This is a genomic window from Vibrio mediterranei, from assembly GCF_013364395.1.
GTDB lineage: Bacteria > Pseudomonadota > Gammaproteobacteria > Enterobacterales > Vibrionaceae > Vibrio > Vibrio mediterranei.
Window position 1 is genome coordinate 754702 of sequence record NZ_JABXGK010000001.1, and the last position, 15853, is coordinate 770554.

19 protein-coding genes are annotated in these 15853 nt (G+C 46.3%); all 19 read left to right on the forward strand.

Going from position 1 to position 15853, the window contains the following annotated elements; all coding sequences use genetic code 11:
• Nucleotides 1-149: 149 nt before the first annotated feature.
• The gene (locus tag HOP38_RS03745; RefSeq protein WP_006074303.1) at nt 150-497 is read left to right on the forward strand and encodes a flagellar basal body protein; all 348 of its coding nucleotides are present in this window, start codon (nt 150-152) and stop codon (nt 495-497) included.
• Between the two features lie 24 nt (nt 498-521).
• Nucleotides 522-950, forward strand: a complete 429-nt coding sequence (flgC, locus tag HOP38_RS03750) for a flagellar basal body rod protein FlgC (protein WP_006074304.1) — start codon at nt 522-524, stop codon at nt 948-950.
• A 45-nt stretch (nt 951-995) separates the two neighbouring features.
• On the forward strand, nt 996-1661 hold the full coding sequence (locus tag HOP38_RS03755; RefSeq protein WP_006074305.1) for a flagellar hook capping FlgD N-terminal domain-containing protein: 666 nt from the start codon (nt 996-998) through the stop codon (nt 1659-1661).
• 129 nt (nt 1662-1790) lie between these two features.
• Complete coding sequence (flgE, locus tag HOP38_RS03760; RefSeq protein ID WP_006074306.1) at nt 1791-3017, forward strand: flagellar hook protein FlgE; 1227 nt, start codon at nt 1791-1793, stop codon at nt 3015-3017.
• Between the two features lie 4 nt (nt 3018-3021).
• Nucleotides 3022-3756 carry a flagellar basal body rod protein FlgF gene (locus HOP38_RS03765; protein WP_006074307.1) on the forward strand — a complete coding sequence of 245 codons (735 nt, stop codon included), beginning with the start codon at nt 3022-3024 and terminating at the stop codon, nt 3754-3756.
• Nucleotides 3757-3767: 11 nt separating this feature from the next.
• Entirely contained in the window at nt 3768-4553 is a 786-nt protein-coding gene (flgG, locus tag HOP38_RS03770; protein WP_006074308.1) for a flagellar basal-body rod protein FlgG, read from the forward strand.
• 129 nt (nt 4554-4682) lie between these two features.
• Complete coding sequence (gene flgH / locus HOP38_RS03775) at nt 4683-5315, forward strand: flagellar basal body L-ring protein FlgH (RefSeq protein ID WP_420883069.1); 633 nt, start codon at nt 4683-4685, stop codon at nt 5313-5315.
• Nucleotides 5315-6442: a flagellar basal body P-ring protein FlgI gene (locus HOP38_RS03780; RefSeq protein ID WP_006074310.1), complete on the forward strand. Its 1128-nt coding sequence runs from the start codon at nt 5315-5317 to the stop codon at nt 6440-6442. The genes flgH and HOP38_RS03780 overlap by 1 nt, the downstream gene beginning before the upstream one ends.
• Nucleotides 6442-7038, forward strand: coding sequence for a rod-binding protein (locus HOP38_RS03785; protein WP_198557437.1), 597 nt, complete (start codon nt 6442-6444; stop codon nt 7036-7038). The genes HOP38_RS03780 and HOP38_RS03785 overlap by 1 nt, the downstream gene beginning before the upstream one ends.
• Nucleotides 7038-8417, forward strand: a complete 1380-nt coding sequence (flgK, locus tag HOP38_RS03790) for a flagellar hook-associated protein FlgK (protein ID WP_198557438.1) — start codon at nt 7038-7040, stop codon at nt 8415-8417. Before HOP38_RS03785 ends, flgK begins: the two co-directional genes overlap by 1 nt.
• A 10-nt stretch (nt 8418-8427) precedes the next feature.
• The gene (flgL, locus tag HOP38_RS03795) at nt 8428-9312 is read left to right on the forward strand and encodes a flagellar hook-associated protein FlgL (RefSeq protein ID WP_198557439.1); all 885 of its coding nucleotides are present in this window, start codon (nt 8428-8430) and stop codon (nt 9310-9312) included.
• Nucleotides 9313-9320: 8 nt separating this feature from the next.
• Nucleotides 9321-10238, forward strand: coding sequence for an OmpA family protein (locus HOP38_RS03800; RefSeq protein WP_198557440.1), 918 nt, complete (start codon nt 9321-9323; stop codon nt 10236-10238).
• A gap of 21 nt (nt 10239-10259) precedes the next feature.
• Entirely contained in the window at nt 10260-10643 is a 384-nt protein-coding gene (gene fliE / locus HOP38_RS03805) for a flagellar hook-basal body complex protein FliE (protein ID WP_124940746.1), read from the forward strand.
• Nucleotides 10644-10657: 14 nt separating this feature from the next.
• Complete coding sequence (gene fliF / locus HOP38_RS03810) at nt 10658-12331, forward strand: flagellar basal-body MS-ring/collar protein FliF (protein WP_198557441.1); 1674 nt, start codon at nt 10658-10660, stop codon at nt 12329-12331.
• 25 nt (nt 12332-12356) lie between these two features.
• Nucleotides 12357-13361 carry a FliG C-terminal domain-containing protein gene (locus tag HOP38_RS03815; protein WP_006074317.1) on the forward strand — a complete coding sequence of 335 codons (1005 nt, stop codon included), beginning with the start codon at nt 12357-12359 and terminating at the stop codon, nt 13359-13361.
• Nucleotides 13362-13374: 13 nt separating this feature from the next.
• Nucleotides 13375-14382 (forward strand): hypothetical protein, encoded by a 1008-nt coding sequence (locus HOP38_RS03820; protein ID WP_198557442.1) that lies wholly within the window; start codon nt 13375-13377, stop codon nt 14380-14382.
• 60 nt (nt 14383-14442) lie between these two features.
• Nucleotides 14443-14730 (forward strand): flagellar biosynthesis anti-sigma factor FlgM, encoded by a 288-nt coding sequence (locus tag HOP38_RS03825; RefSeq protein WP_198557443.1) that lies wholly within the window; start codon nt 14443-14445, stop codon nt 14728-14730.
• Nucleotides 14720-15139 (forward strand): hypothetical protein, encoded by a 420-nt coding sequence (locus HOP38_RS03830; RefSeq protein ID WP_198557444.1) that lies wholly within the window; start codon nt 14720-14722, stop codon nt 15137-15139. The genes HOP38_RS03825 and HOP38_RS03830 overlap by 11 nt, the downstream gene beginning before the upstream one ends.
• A complete protein-coding gene (flgA, locus tag HOP38_RS03835) occupies nt 15132-15839 on the forward strand; it encodes a flagellar basal body P-ring formation chaperone FlgA (protein WP_198557445.1) in 708 nt (235 codons plus the stop codon). Before HOP38_RS03830 ends, flgA begins: the two co-directional genes overlap by 8 nt.
• Nucleotides 15840-15853 lie beyond the last annotated feature (14 nt).

Here is a 15853-nt window from a genome sequence, read left to right on the forward strand (position 1 = left end):
TTTGTGAGCGTTCTCAAATTTGACACGCTAATTATTCCTAACTATAGGTTATAGCATTCTCATTTCAACTTGGGTTGAGTGAGAAATACACAAAACTATAACGACCTATTTTGCTTTTAAATCGGGTCGATGATGGATGAGGCTAGGGCATGATTCACTTAGACGATGCGCTTGGGGTTCACCCCAAGATAGTGCAGTTTCGTTTGGACAGAGCAGCGGTATTAAGCTCGAATATTGCCAATGTGGACACCCCAAATTACAAGGCAATGGATCTAAAGTTTGATGCAGTATTGAGTGGTATTGGTAACAGCAAAGACTGGTATATCGATACCTCAGCACAATACCGGATTCCAGTGCAAAGAACGCGAGATGGCAATACCGTTGAACTCGAAAATGAACAGGCAAGATTCGCCAAAAATGTGATGGACTATCACCAAAGCTTGGCATTTTTGCAGTCGAAAATTAACGGTATCAAAACGGCCATCAAGGGCCAGTAAGTGAATTGATTAGGTAGGGACACCATGTCATTCTTAGGTATCTATGAAACGGCGGGCTCAGCAATGAGTGCTCAGACCGTGAGGCTTAACACTATCTCCAGTAACTTGGCGAACGCCGATTCTGTTTCTGGTGACCCTTCAAAAGTTTATAAACCACTCAAACCGATATTTTCCGCGGTTTACAACCATTTCAATGCACAAGAAACCCAACATCAAGGTGTGGTACCAATTCGCATCGCCGACGTTGTTGAAGTGTCCTCGATGATGGAGGGGCGCTATGAACCAAACAATCCTCTGTCAAATGACGAAGGTTATGTTTACTACTCAGGTATCAATGTCGTCAACGAGATGGCTGATATGATCTCGGCGACTCGCAGTTTCGAAGCCAGTGTCGAAGTGCTTGGTAACGTCAAGTCTATGCAGCAATCACTAATGGGACTGTGGCGCAGTTAGCAGTATCCTGCATTTGCGAACCAGTGGTTTCTAAGGAATATACCTATGACGACTATATCCGGAGCTGCGCAGGTCAATAATATTGAGTCTGCGTCAACATTGCCCCCTCAAGAAAACCCGAACAGTGCTGGGGCGTTAAAGAATGAATTCATCACCTTGATGGTGGCGCAGATTGAAAACCAAGATCCGTTGAACCCGACAGATGGGACTGAATACGTTGCGCAGTTGGCGCAGTTTTCTCAAGTAGAGAGCACAGAGAACCTAGTTCAGTTGATGCAAAACAACACAACGATGCTCGATAACTTGCAAGTCCTGAGTACTGCAGCCTTGGTGGACAAAACAGTCACCGTCAAAAGTGACCAACTATCCGCATCGGGTGAGGGCACACACACTGGTTATATTCAATTGCAAGCCGCGTCCAATACAGTGGCTGTCGAGTTGGTGAATCATCTTGGGCAAGTGAAAACGGTAACGTTAGGCCCCAATGGTGCAGGGCGGGTTGATTTTGCTTTTGATGCCAAAGCGATGGGTCTGAATGGCGCGTACCAAATGAAAGTGACATTGGACAGTGGACAAAATTACCAGCCAGTGATTTATCAGCATGGCAAGGTTGAGCAGGTGACAACGCCGCTTGTAGGCGGAACAAGCCATTTGCAAGTGCAAGGAGTAGGTTTAGTGGCGTTTTACGACGTGGCGGCCTTCTCTAATTAAGTTGTATTTTCGCAAGTATTTTTGGTCTTTGACCTTTTTTAAGTTTTTGTAAGTAAGATGACGGCTGTCGTTCTCCGCTAACCAGAGAGTTAGCGGAGATAGCCTCTTTTGAATGAAGAGGATGACATTATGAGCTTTAGTATTGCACTGAGTGGGCTAAATGCCTCTAACTCAGAGCTCAACACTATTTCCAATAATATTGCTAATGTTTCAACAACAGGCTTTAAGGAGTCGAGAACCGAGTTTGCGTCGGTTTACAGCGGAAGTGAAGCTGGTGGCGTTGAAGTAGTTGGTGTGTCGCAAAACTTTGAGAAAAGTGGCACGGTAACGGGCACTGGGCGTTCACTGGACATGGCCTTGAGTGGCAATGGGTTCTTTGTTTTAGAAGACAGCAAAGGGCAAACTCTTTATACCCGCTCGGGTATTTTCAATATGAATGCCGATGGTGTTATTACCGCCAATAGCGGTGCAGCGCTGCAAGGTTATTCAGTGGATGGCAATAATAATCTGCTCTTGGGTTCGGTTGGCACAGTACAAATCAGCACGGCTTCACTGCAAGCAAGAGAGACCGACAGTATCGAGTTTGTGGCTAATTTAGATGCGCGAGAGCAAGTCCCTGCTGCGGCATTTGATTACAGTGACTCTTCTACCTACAACCATTCTTACACTACCCCAGTTTATGACTCGCTGGGCAATCCACATACGGTAAGTCAGTACTTTGTGAAAGGGGCTTCCAATGATTGGAATGTCCATGTTTTAGTGGATGGTCAAGCCATTAATGCCGCTGACGCATTAGTTCCTGCGGGTTCTCCAACTACCACTGATAGCGCTAATTTTACCTTTAACGCAGATGGAACCATTGCATCAGGGGGGAACTACAGCGTGAGTTTTGACCCAGCTAATGGTGCAAACGGTGTGACAGTCAATATAGATTTATCGTCGGTTACTCAGTTTGGTAGTGACTTTGTGGTGTCTAAAAATAGTCCCAACGGCTACACCTCCGGTGATTATGCCAGTGTTCGAATGGAAAATGATGGACGCATTTTTGCCACTTACACCAATGGACAATCTCAACTGCAAGGCCAAGTGGTACTCGCAGACTTTGCCGCCCCTCAAAACCTGATCAAAACTAGTGATACCGCATGGCTACAAAGCTTTAGCTCCGGAACTCCAGTTTTAGGTACTGCAGGCAGTGGCGTGTTCGGTGATTTAACGTCAGGGGCTTTGGAAGGCTCGAATGTGGATCTGACTTCTGAGTTGGTGGCTTTAATGACCGCACAGCGTAACTATCAAGCCAACACCAAATCTATCTCAACCTCAGATCAGTTAACACAAGCGCTATTCAACGTGGTGTAGGACTATGAATCCAATACTGTTTAGTGCAGCGAAAGGTGCTGAGCGAACCATGCTTGCTCAGCACGTTCGCGCCAACAACCTCTCTCATGCCGACACCATAGGGTTTAAGGCACTGATGGAACACTCCTCACCAATGCGTTTGGAAGGCTCTGGTTTTTTGACTTCCGTGACTTCTAGAACCAATTCGTCGATCAATAACTTCGCGCAAGGTGAAGATATTCGCACCGAACGCCCTTTGGATGTCTCTATTAATGGCGATGGGTTTATTACCTTAGAAGGCTTGGATGGCGAACCGAACGAACTGTACACCCGTGCCGGAAATTTTCGATTAGATGGCAATGGTCAGCTTTATCTTGGTGAGCGCCGTGTTATGTCAATCGAAGGCCCTATGATTCTGCCCGATTTTGAGTTTATTACCGTCAGTGCAAACGGCCTGATTTCAGTGACTCCAATTGGTGGAGAAGCCTCGGTCGAGGTAGGAGCGCTCAAGTTAGTCAAACCTGAATACGATGAAATGACCATGCATGCCAGCGGCCACTTTGTTCCTAAAGGAGGCGGTGTGTTAGCTGAAGACTTTACGGTTCAAGTACGTTCCGGGTATCTGGAGGCGAGTAACGTATCAAGCCTCGAAGAGCTGGTTAGCATCATGTCACTCACTCGACAATATGAAATGCAAATTGAAGTCATGGCATCGGCCGATGAAATTGCTCAGATAGGGAATAAGCTACTTAAGGCTTAAGGAAGAAAATTATGCACAGTGCTTTATGGATATCCAAAACAGGGATGGCTGCACAAGATGCGAAAATGACCGCCATTTCTAACAATCTTGCCAATATCAATACGGTCGGTTTCAAGCGAGACCGCGTGGTATTTGAAGACCTGTTTTACAGCGTCGATAAGCAGGCGGGTACAGAAACCACCGAACTCAATGAGCATCCTACAGGAATTCAGTTAGGGAATGGCGTTCGCGTAGTAGGGACAGAAAAAGTCTTTACTCAAGGTAATGTTCAAAACACCAACCAGCAATTTGACTTAGCCATACTTGGTGACGGTTTTTTCCAAATAGAGAACTCGGATGGTGAGCTTCTCTACACCCGAAACGGTCAGTTTCAAACCAATTCAGATGGGCAGTTGGTCAATACACAAGGCTACCCACTCATCCCTGAAATTGTCATTCCGCCAGAAGCCACGTTGGTGAGCATTACTGCTGATGGCGTAGCAACAGCAACGATTCCGGGACAAGTAAACCCAGAGGCTTTAGGCCAAATTACGATAGTGAAATTCATGAACCCAGCGGGACTCGCTGCGCAAGGCGGCAACTTGTTTGCTGAAACGGAAGGCTCTGGAGAAGCAGTAGAGCTAGTGGCAGGAACCGAGGGCTCAGGGCAATTAAAACAAGGTGCACTTGAAGGTTCCAATGTTCAGGTGGTGGAGGAAATGGTCGACATGATTGCCACTCAGAGAGCCTATGAAATGAGCGCAAAAATGGTCAGTGCAGCCGATGAAATGCTGCAATACATTGCTCAGCAGTCATAGCGACAGAGGGAAGTAGGCATGAAGGAAGCTGAGATGGAAAAGCAAAAAGCGAATAAAGCGGGGCTTGCAAAGTCTCATGCGATTGGTGTGCTTTATTACATCGCAGTTGTCGCACTTCTGGTCGTGAATATGATTGGTTGCGCGGGTCGGCAGGATGAATTTATCCCGCCATCTCCTAATGATGAAGCGTATGCTCCGCCAGAATTAGATTATCAGGTTACACGAGTTAGCAAGGGCAGCTTGTATACTGGAACGACAGCCATGACCTTGTTTCAAGACCGTCGAGCTTATCGGGTGGGAGATATTCTTACTGTTATGCTTGATGAGAAAACAGAGTCAGATAAGAGCGCTTCGACACAATATGGTAAAGATTCCAGCGCAACGATTGCTGCGCCGACTCTTGGCACGACGACCTACGCTGAAGGCAGCGCCGCTCTTGATGCAACACGAGATTTTGATGGTGCCGCTGCATCTACACAGGGTAATAGCTTATCAGGCTCTATTACGGTGACGGTTTACGATGTACTGCCTAACGGCGTGCTTAGAGTTCGAGGGGAGAAGTGGCTGAAACTCAATCAAGGCGATGAATACATCCGTCTGACGGGGAATGTGCGAGTGGATGACATTCAAGCCGATAATACACTTTCTTCTCAACGTATTGCAGACGCGCGTATCACATATGCAGGCAGAGGAACTTTTGCCGATACCAATACCGCTGGCTGGCTGACTCAATTCTTTAATTCACCCTGGATGCCGTTTTAATGATGAAGTTGAAATGGCGTTACCTCATCCATTTGTTGTTGCCTTTGTGGCTACTTAGCTGGGCACCATCAACTTTGGCCGCAAGAGCGATTGCTGAGGTCGCGGAGGTCTACGGCGACAGACAAAACCAACTGATTGGATATGGCTTGGTAGTTGGGCTAGATGGCTCCGGTGATAAATCGCAAGTGAAGTTCACTCAGCAGTCTGTGGTGAATATGATCAAACAGTTTGGTGTGCAACTTGACGACAGCACCAACCCTAAACTGAAAAACGTTGCCGCGGTGAGTGTGACTGCCGCGGTCGAGCCACATCAAGGAGCGGGTCAAACCCTGACCGTAACGGTTTCTTCGTTAGGGGATGCCAAAAGCCTGCGCGGTGGGACTTTGTTACTTACTCCACTTCGAGGTATTGATGGTGAAGTTTATGCGGTGGCTCAAGGTAGCTTGGTAGTTGGCGGGTTTAACGCTACGGGTGAAAACGGCACCAGCGTGACTCGAAATACCCCGACCGTTGGCCGCATACCCAATGGTGCGACCTTAGAACGAGAAATCTCAACCGGTATTGACCGGGATCCGACGATTCGTTTGCAACTCAAGCAGCCTAATTACGAAACTGCACTGAACATTTCCAAAGCTATCAATCAGACATTTGGTGGGCAAGTTGCGAAGGCGCTCAATAAGGGCCAAGTTGAAGTGTCTGCACCTATTGATAGCGAAGACAGAGTGATGTTTGTTGCGATGATTCAAGAGTTGCAAGTCGAAGAAGGTCGTCGTTTGCCTAAGGTGGTGTTCAACTCGCGAACAGGCACTGTAGTGATCAGCCAGAATGTGACGGTTTCCGAGGCGGCGGTAAGCCAAGGTGGGATTACCGTGACAATTTTAGAATCCGAGTCGGTGTCACAGCCGGGAGGTGCGTTCAATACTGCGGGTGAAACAGCCATTGTCCAAAATACTCAAATTAGCGTCGATGAAGATGACGGTACGACGATGGTGTGGCCTCGTGGTACCAATCTGCAAGAAATCGTCGATGCGATTAATAATATTGGCGCTACTCCAGAAGCGTTGATGCAAATCTTGCAAGCGCTGGATGAAGTAGGTGCTATCAACGGTGATTTGGTGGTGATCTAATGCTTGATTCAAACGCACTGGTTTTAATAACCCAATTATCTAGCCACGTTCCTTTCACCGTAAAGCAGCGGTGTGAAATTAAGCCTGGGATAGAGAACGTTGCATCCACCAAAGCTGACGTATCCGTAGTGGCGTCGTCATTACATTCGCCGAGCCCTGCACAAGCGCAAACAGTGAGTTTTGAAACCTTGATGGTTGAAAGTTCGCAGCGAGCAGGGCTGGCAACGTTCTCCGGGCAATTATCGGTTCCAGCTCATACTCAGGCGAGCCAACATGTCGCGAACTTCTATTTAGACAATCATGCCTTAGCTCAAATGAAACACGACAATTCTGGAGCGGGATTGTTGGCAGCTTCGCAGCAGTTTGAGGCGTTATTTCTGCAACAAATGCTCACTCGTATGCGCTCTGCAAGCGAGGCTATGAGTGATGAAAACAATCCGCTGTCCATGAAGTCGGATGGCATGTTTCAAGGAATGCTCGATGCCCAGTTGGCGCAGCGTATTAGCCGTCAATCCTCATTTGGGCTCGCCGAGATGATATTCAAGCAATTGTCATCGCAAGTTCCCAACCGTCCTCTAGATAAGGAGAGTAAATAATGGGAATGGTCAATATTGGACTCAGTGGTGTACTCGCCAATCGTGTGGCGTTAAATACGACGGCGCAAAATACCGCCAACGTGAATACACCGGGTTATAGTCGTCAGGTAGTCAGTTTAGAAGCAACATCGTCTGGAAATTTCGTCAACGGGATCAATTTGGGGGCGGGTGTTGAAGTGGGAGACATTATTCGGATTGCAGAGCAGTCTTCCATTAATCGTTTACGCGAAGCTACCGAATCGGCGCAATATTCACAAAGTTATTTTGACGGTTTATCTAATATTGAAAATCTGTTGGGTGCTGACGGTTTGAGTTTAACGCAGGGTCTTAATGGCTTTTTTGCCGCGATTGATGAAGCCAGTGTGACTCCAGAGAGCATCGCATTTAGACAACAAGTGCTCACTAACGCAGATGCGTTAGCACAGCAATTCAACTCAGTTTCAGCCCAACTTAGTCAGCAAGAGGCGGCGCAAAGTGAACGATACGGAGGCATCGTGTCTCATGTAAATAGCCAGCTTGAAAGTATCGCTGCTCTGAATCAAAAACTTCAAGAAGACGCACTGCTCGGTAAAGGAGTAGCAGGACTACAAGATGAGATGGACAAACAGCTTAACGAGCTCTCAAAATCGTTAGATGTGCAAGTGATATATACCGCGGGCGGTGTTGAGTTATCCACGCCTAATGGACAGCCGCTGGTTATTGGCGGTTTTTCGGCTTCACTCACTCGCGACTTTTCGAGTGGTGATCCTTATAGCACCGATCTTTCCATTACTTTCCAATCAATGACGACTGCGGTTGATGACTCGCTAGGTGGAGAACTTGGTGCACTAGAAGCCTTAAAACTGAGCCAATACGAGCCGATTAAAGCGACATTGGCCGATCTCGCAAAAGGACTCGCTGACGGGGTCAATAATGCCTTAAATACGGGCTTTGATCTTAATGGAGCCGCTGGGCAAAGCTTATTTACTTACACGGCGGGGAGTGAGGCGCACTCGCTTGCCATCGACTCTGCGATTAGCGCACAAGAGCTTGCGTTCTCTTCTAGTGCAACGCTTTCCGGAAACGGTGATGTTCTCAAAGATCTTTCCATGCTCTCTCAAACGCCGTTAACCAATGGGTCGGTTGTTGGTAAAACGCCCTATAGCGCATATTCGGGGTTGTTGGGAGACATCGGTATTTTTACCCGACAAGCTGAAAGTGAAGCGACAGCAGCACAAATTAGCGTGGAAGATGCGCAAGTCGCCAGAGATAGTGTCAGCGCGGTGAACTCAGACGAAGAAGCCGCGAACATGTTGCTTTATCTCAATGCCTATGAGGCCAATATGAAAGTGATCAGTACGGCCAATCAAATGTTTCAGACCTTGTTAAAAGCGTTTTAGGAGAGCAGTGATGCGAGTAACGGACTCACAATTTAATGCGGTTATGCAGCGTTCGCTAATGGATAACAACATTCGTCTCAATAAAGTGTTTGAGCAGATGTCGACTGGGTTGAAGCTTAACCATCTCTCCGATGACCCGATTGCGGCGGTGCGCCTTGAAGGACTAAAAAAGACGGTCTCTGATAATCAGCAATACCAGCGCAATATTGAGAATGTGCAGTCTCAGTTGACTCGCTATGAAACCAATGTGAATACGTTAGAAGAGCTGACCCAACAGGTCAATGAGCTACTACTTCAAGGTAAGAATGGTACTTTAGATGCACAAAGTCGTGCTGGGATAGTGCTAGAGCTAAAATCGCTGAAAACAGAGATGCTCACCACGTTAAATCAAGCGAATGAAGGAAGCTATTTGTTTTCAGGTACAGACATAACAAACCAAGCCATATCGACAACACCGCCTTATACCTTAAACAGCAATTCAGATTATCGTGAAACCAAAGTTGGCGATGACCAATATGTACCAAGCAACTTAACCATCACGGATATTATCGGCACCAACGCTATTTTTACTGATTTGGACAATGCAATCGCTGAGTTGGAAGTTCCGACAGCTGGGTTTACGCCAGCATTAGATAGTGCGCTCGATACTAATCAAGCTTTGCATCAGAACTTGTTGGTGTCTTTGACAGATATTGGTAGCCAATATAACGCCTTGGATAGACTCAAAGAAACCAGCATTGATATGGTGTTTTTTGCCGAAACGGTGCGCTCAGAACTTGAGGAGTTGGATTATGCACAAGCTTCGGTGGAACTTAACCAAGGTATGATTGCTCTAGAAGCCACGCAAAAAACCTTCGCGCGCGTCGCCGGTATTTCTCTGTTTGATTTGATATGAGAAGCGATATGGTTAAACCTCGTCATACAAGACTACCGAATTGGTTCGGGGCTCGACTACTGTCTATGTCTGGGGCCTTGTACTTAATTCGTTTGATGATGGTTAGCTTGATAATAGCTAAAGTGATGATGCCTACTCAGGCTCTAGCTCAACGTTATATTGTTCCGTTTGATAGTGTGCAATGGCAATTTAATCAATCTGTTGACCGGTGTGTCTTGCAATCTTTCGACCCTCATACCGGTTTTTCGGTACAGTTTGTTCTACTGGCTGCCAACCCTTTACAAATCAAGGTGGAGAAACGTGGCGTACGCTCACTCCCTTCTTCCACTTCGTTTAATACCACAGAGCCTGTCTGGGGGATTTCTAAATCCTATACCACAACCACCATTGAAAAGATCCAACAGCAAGGTCCCGCTTTAGTCACGGCAGATGGTGCGACGCTACTACTAGAAGACATGGCTAGTGGTGCCTGGTTCAACATTAATGCTATGGATTTTGATATCTATTTCCCGACCACGAATTTCAGGCCCGCACTAGATGAATTTAACCATTGCCGCTTTGGTTTGCCTCCCGTGAACTTTCAACATGCACGCCGCGTTGAACTGCATTTTCAAAGCGGCGCTGTGACCTTAACGGAACTGCAAAAACGTACCATTGATGACATAAGTTCTCTGGTAAAGCGTGACCCTAAAATCGTTAAGATTTTGATAGATGGTTATACCGATAATTCAGGGGATTCCGTGGCGAATCTGCAAATTTCAAAGCAGCGTGGGTCAGATGTTGCACAGTGGTTCGTTGAAAACGGGGTGTCGAAAAAGATGATAGAGATACGTGGACATGGTGATCGCTACCCTAAATATGACAACACCACTGAAGAAGGTCGTGACAAAAATCGTCGCGTAGAAATTCGATTGGTACGTAAGTGACGCAGCGATGGAGAGCGAGTAATGGAAAAAATCAGCGCAATGCAATTACAACAAGAGCTAATTGGCAAAATGCACAATCAGCAACAAATTGCGACCAATCCATTTTCCAATCAAACGATGGTATCGGCAGCGGTAAAGGGGGTTATTCATGACAATACCCAAGTCAACCCTACTTCAGAGAGTGCATTGCAGTTCAGTCATGCGTTAAAAGGGGTGCTGGATACAGTGGACAAATACCAAGCTCACGCGTCTGACAAGATAACCGCCGTAGAATTGGGTAAAAGCGATGACCTTTTAGGCGCAACGGTAGCGTCGCAAAAAGCGCAATTGTCCTTTAACGCACTGATGCAAGTGCGAAACAAAATGGTGTCGAACTTCCAAGACATCATAAAGATGCCTATTTAGGCTAGGGAACGGCGATGGCTGCAGAATTAGAAACAAAACCAGCGTTAGCCAACAATATGGGAGCGGCGAAAGAGAAGCTCAACAAAGCCTCTGGCTGGCTTAATACGTTTTGGCAAAGCTCGCAACGCAACGTCATTATTATCACCATATTCGCCACGATTACGGCGGCGATCATTGTCATAATGCTGTGGACATCGGCGGAGCGGTTTCGGCCCTTGTATAGCAAGTCAGCCAACTTCGATTCTAGCCAAGTTTTGCAGCTCCTCGACGAAGAATCGATACGTTACCAGCTTAGTCAAGATGATGGTCAGATATTGGTTCCGGAAGGTGATGTAGCTAAAATTCGCATGATTCTGGCGTCAAAAGGGTTAAAAGAACAACTGCCAAGTGGCTTTGAATCACTCGACAGTTCAAAAAGCCTTGGTGAAAGCCAGTTTATGGAGAATGCCCGTTACCGTCATGCATTAGAAGGAGAGTTGGCGCGCAGTATAACCACTATGAGTGCGGTCAGCTTGGCCCGGGTGCACCTCGCTATTCCGAAAGAAAGCTTGTTTATGCGTGAAGACGGAGAACAACCAAGAGCGTCTGTTATCGTCCACATCATCAATGGAATGGATCTCAAACCGACTCAAGTTGAATCGGTAATCAATTTGGTATCTGGTGCTGTCATTGGTCTTAAGTCGGAACATGTGAGAGTCGTTGACCAGCACGGCCGCTTATTATCTAACGATGCTACCGTTGGCGATATCACGGTCACCACAGGTAAGCAATCTGACTATAAACGTAACCTAGAAAGAACCTTGGTTGCGCAAGCCACAGATATGCTTACTCCAATTCTAGGTGCCAGTAATTTCCGAGTTCAAATCGCAAGTGATATTGATTTCTCCCGCATAGAAGAGACAGAAGAAATTTATGCTGACCCCGTTGTGCGAAAGGAAACTCTTCTTAACGATGTAAATGAGTCCTCAATGGCTCTGGGTATTCCGGGTGCCTTGAGTAACACGCCCCCAGTGACCGATGGCGAGCCTCAGCCGGAGCCAAACGCTAAGGTGAATCGCAGCGAAACGTCACGAGATTATGCGGTGAGTGGCAAAGTACGTCATATCCAACATCAACAGGGCGTGTTACAAAACCTTTCTGTTTCTATTGTCGTCAATGACTTGGCCAACGCCAATCAAACCTGGACACCGGAGGAGCTTACTAATGTCGAAAATGTGGTTCGCTCTGCAATAGGGTTCAGCGAAACTCGCGGTGACACTATACACATCACACATTTCCCGTTTGTGGTTGCCAGTATTCCAGATCAAGCCCCCGTAGCTTGGTTTGAAAATACCAATATTATGCAGCCACTCAAGTATCTATTGGGTGTGATGTTGAGTGGTTTAATGATCATGGTGGTCTTGCGCCCGCTGGCTCAATATTTAACGAAGTCCGCTGAGCAGGAGGAACAAGAAGCCGAGAGCATGGAATACGATGATGTGATTACCAAAGAAGAACGAGCAGCAGAAGCGGCCTTACAGTCGAAACTGGAATCACTAGGCATTGATGCTACGGGTATCAAAGCGTTGGACGACAATTTGCCATCGGCCGATAGCCCGCTAGAGGTGCAGATCAAGCACCTGAAACTTATCGCTAAAGAAGACCCAAATCGAGTAGCCGAGATTTTGCGAACGTGGATTCAGGCATAGCAAAGGATTATCAGAGGGGACGTGTATGGATGACAAACAAACTTATCAGTCTGTGGATGGTGTCGCCATGTTGGTATTGAGTATGGGCGAAGATATTGGGTCTGAGGTTCTCAAAGGATTCACCCATGAAGAGATCAAACAGATTACTCATGCGATGAGTAAAATGAAAGACATTAAGGCTAAAGATGCGCTGGTTTCGTTGTCCGGTTTTTTTGATGATTTTAGAAAGCACTCAGGCATTCTAGGTGGGACACGACAATATATAACCAATGTCTTGGAGAAGACGCTCAACGGTAACTTAGCACGAGATTTGGTATCCGAAATCTACGGTGATGAGATTCGTTCGCACGCAGAAAAACTGGCTTGGATTCCGCCTGATTTGTTAGTCAACGACCTCAAGAAAGAACACATTAATTTGCAGGCGTTACTGATTGCTCATTTGCCACTTGAGTACAGCGCTAGAGTCATGGACGAATACGATGAACAAGAGTGCCACGAGTTGATTCTGCAAATATCCAAAACACAGGTTTTGACCTCTGGGTTAATGGAGACGCTAAAGGACCTTATCGATCGCTGCAAAATCAATTATCACAGCGGCGGATCAGCAAGCCTACAAGGCTCAAAGGTGGTGGCAAACCTTATCAATCGCTATTCCGGCGATAAGAGCAACTTATTCCAATTTCTTCACGATCATGATGAAGAAGCTGCTGAGCTGGTAGAAGAGGCGATGTTTGACTTCTTCACTCTGTTTAATCAAGACCTTGAAACTATCAACCTCATTAATGAAAGAGTCAGTCTTGAGTTATGGGCATACGCCCTTAAAGGGACAAACAAAGATTGCCGCCTGTACATCATCAACTCTATGCCACAGCGGGTTTCTACCGAGCTAAAAGAAAATTTGGTACGTATCGGTGCTGTGCCCGTAAGTCAGGTAGAACAGGCTCGAAAAGAAGTAATCGACATTGTTAAGCAGATGCAGTCTGAAGAGATAATTAAGCTCAACTTTGCCAACGAGCCACGATTGACCTAGTGGGAGAGGTAGGATGAAGTTAACCGGGATTACACAGAGGAAAAATCAGGTCAATCCAGCGAGTGCGGGCAAGATAAAACGTCCGGAAAAGCTTTCGACGCGCCAACCCTCATCAGTCTTATTGCACCAGCAAATGATGCAGTTGAACTTGCAAGAACGCCCCAAGCTTATCGCAGAAGTGTCCGATTCGCACAAGATGTATAGCCGCTTAATGATGGCCGGAGAAGTTCTAAGAACTGTCGCTAGTGAACTTATCAAACTTAGACAGATTGCTGAGTTGGCGCATTACAGTCCAGATCAAGCTAACCAAATCGATACCATCAAGAAGAAGTTACTGTTTTGGAGTCAAAAGCGCTTGTTTGGTCACTATGTCGTGGATTCTAGCTTTGCTCCTATTCAAACCGATAATCCTCTCATTGAATTTACGATACCAGGGCTCGATTTCCAACGAGAGCGTTTGCGAGATGAGGTGGTGTCGCTCTACATCAATAATCGGCTGGTGGCGTTAGCCTTTGAGCGCACAGAAGACCGTGAAGTCTTGTTAGAGCAGTTTAAGATGATGTTTGCGTATGCCCATTTGCAGTTACGACTTAATCAACAACAAGAGTTTGTGATTGGAATGCGAGATGAGCATTGGCGTGCGTGGGACGGCCAAGTTTTCGTTTCCGGACAGGGTGGGCGTTACGCTGAAGGTGCTCCGATAGCCGTTCAAGCTCAAGCCTGTTATCCAGTGCTAGACACCATTGGTCGTTTACTGGTGAATGAATCGGGCGCGATACAACACATCGAAGCACTGCTTGAGCGAGTCAATAAGTTGTATTTAGCGCTATCGAAAGTACTAAAAACAAAAAAAGTACGAGCAAATCAACTCATTGCTTTTTGTACCCATCCTGAATTGGAGCAGTTTGGCAGCTTTAAACAGCATTTAGCAAATAACCCAGAGCTATCGTTGAAGTCCATTCATCGTGGTTTTAGTGGCCCTAGCCGAGACAACGTTATCAAGTTACTGAGAAAAAGGTGAAACAGACGTGAAATATTGCCGTTATAGTTAATTAGAAGTGAGCAAAGTGAGTAACGGGATATGAGTCAAATCAAGGTCGATAATGTGAAGCATATTGTTCCGCATACCCAAGTTGATGTGGTTCAAAACAAAAAGGTTGAGCCAGACCAAAAGGTCAAAGTGAAGCAAATCAATCTGTCACAACATGAAGTGGACTTGTTGGAAAATGCGAAGAGTTTTTTTGACGGAGTTGAAGAAATTGATAGCGCCAAGGTTGAACAAATCAAAGCGCAAATAGCCTCGGGGGAATTGGTGTTTGATATGGATGAGCTAGCGAAAGTTATAGCGAGACTAGACCATGGGCAATAAAAGCACGTTGATAGGCTACATTACCTATGGTCAGCATATTTTGGAGTTTTCTCGCCAACTATCTTCTGGACTAGACGATATTCGCGCGGCGATACTCAATAGGGAATATCAAAATTTAGAGTCGCTTAACCAAACCATCACTTCACTAACTCATCGATTGGCTGAAGCCGACCTAAAGCGTTACGCAATGGCAAAGCGACTGGGTTGTCGGGACAGGCAATACACCAAAGTGATACAGGCAAAACTACAAGGTGGGGTGCTGCAAGGAGTTCAAGCTTTGGATAAGCAGATTGAACAATCAATTGGACAATGTAAGACCAAGCTGGAGCGCCAAGGTAATATCATGCTGATGCAGCACCAAGCGATGGAGGAAGCGCTTGGAAAACATAAGTTAAGGATTAATGTCTAAGACCGGATTATTACTCATATTGCTTATCGCTTACGGCTGCATCATCAATATGCAAGCCGCTGTTGCTTCGAGTTCTGAGTTCGAGCAACATCTTTCCACTCGTATTCATTCGCTCATAGAGCAGACTGTTCGCTACCGCTATCCGCAACAGTATCAACTCGATGTCAGCATTCGTTTTTCAAAAGCTATTCATAAACTCCAGCCATGCTCAAAACCAGTCGCAATTCATCATCGTAGTGAGATAAAACTGGGAAAGCAGAAGTGGACATTACGATGTGAAACTCAGAGGTGGAGTTTATCTGCAACCTCATCAGCCAGCCTCACTATCTGGGCTGTGACAGCTGACAAAGCTTTGCGAAAAGGCCAGCGCTTATCTCCCTCCGACATCGCCATAAAGCCAATTACACTCTACACCGATAAAAAGGTGTTTTTTAAACCTAGTGAAGTGGTGGGAAGTAAACTGAAGCGATCGGTGAAAAAGGGCGAGCTTCTGACCACATCACGTTTGTATCTTGATTACGATGTGGAGAAAGGTCAGGCTGTTGATGTAGTTTACCAGTCAGAGACGATACGGCTAGAGACGTTGGGAACGGCTCTTGAAAGTGGTTTAGTCGGCGACACGGTATCGGTTCAAAATCAGCAGTCAGGGAAACTGTTGCGGGGTGTAGTGATCAAGAAAAATCAAGTGAGAGTGTATTAACGAAAAAACCTAGA

Excerpts from the sequence above, each read along its gene's own strand:
- flgK (WP_198557438.1), top strand. The coding sequence starts at position 7,038 with ATGGGAATGGTCAATATTGGACTCAGTGGTGTACTCGCCAATCGTGTG.
- HOP38_RS03785 (WP_198557437.1), top strand. The coding sequence starts at position 6,442 with ATGCTTGATTCAAACGCACTGGTTTTAATAACCCAATTATCTAGCCAC.
- HOP38_RS03820 (WP_198557442.1), top strand. The coding sequence starts at position 13,375 with ATGAAGTTAACCGGGATTACACAGAGGAAAAATCAGGTCAATCCAGCG.
- HOP38_RS03745 (WP_006074303.1), top strand. The coding sequence starts at position 150 with ATGATTCACTTAGACGATGCGCTTGGGGTTCACCCCAAGATAGTGCAG.
- HOP38_RS03830 (WP_198557444.1), top strand. The coding sequence starts at position 14,720 with ATGGGCAATAAAAGCACGTTGATAGGCTACATTACCTATGGTCAGCAT.
- flgH (WP_420883069.1), top strand. The coding sequence starts at position 4,683 with ATGATTGGTTGCGCGGGTCGGCAGGATGAATTTATCCCGCCATCTCCT.
- HOP38_RS03800 (WP_198557440.1), top strand. The coding sequence starts at position 9,321 with ATGGTTAAACCTCGTCATACAAGACTACCGAATTGGTTCGGGGCTCGA.
- HOP38_RS03815 (WP_006074317.1), top strand. The coding sequence starts at position 12,357 with ATGGATGACAAACAAACTTATCAGTCTGTGGATGGTGTCGCCATGTTG.
- flgA (WP_198557445.1), top strand. The coding sequence starts at position 15,132 with ATGTCTAAGACCGGATTATTACTCATATTGCTTATCGCTTACGGCTGC.
- fliF (WP_198557441.1), top strand. The coding sequence starts at position 10,658 with ATGGCTGCAGAATTAGAAACAAAACCAGCGTTAGCCAACAATATGGGA.
- HOP38_RS03755 (WP_006074305.1), top strand. The coding sequence starts at position 996 with ATGACGACTATATCCGGAGCTGCGCAGGTCAATAATATTGAGTCTGCG.
- HOP38_RS03825 (WP_198557443.1), top strand. The coding sequence starts at position 14,443 with ATGAGTCAAATCAAGGTCGATAATGTGAAGCATATTGTTCCGCATACC.
- flgE (WP_006074306.1), top strand. The coding sequence starts at position 1,791 with ATGAGCTTTAGTATTGCACTGAGTGGGCTAAATGCCTCTAACTCAGAG.
- fliE (WP_124940746.1), top strand. The coding sequence starts at position 10,260 with ATGGAAAAAATCAGCGCAATGCAATTACAACAAGAGCTAATTGGCAAA.
- flgC (WP_006074304.1), top strand. The coding sequence starts at position 522 with ATGTCATTCTTAGGTATCTATGAAACGGCGGGCTCAGCAATGAGTGCT.
- flgL (WP_198557439.1), top strand. The coding sequence starts at position 8,428 with ATGCGAGTAACGGACTCACAATTTAATGCGGTTATGCAGCGTTCGCTA.
- HOP38_RS03780 (WP_006074310.1), top strand. The coding sequence starts at position 5,315 with ATGATGAAGTTGAAATGGCGTTACCTCATCCATTTGTTGTTGCCTTTG.
- HOP38_RS03765 (WP_006074307.1), top strand. The coding sequence starts at position 3,022 with ATGAATCCAATACTGTTTAGTGCAGCGAAAGGTGCTGAGCGAACCATG.
- flgG (WP_006074308.1), top strand. The coding sequence starts at position 3,768 with ATGCACAGTGCTTTATGGATATCCAAAACAGGGATGGCTGCACAAGAT.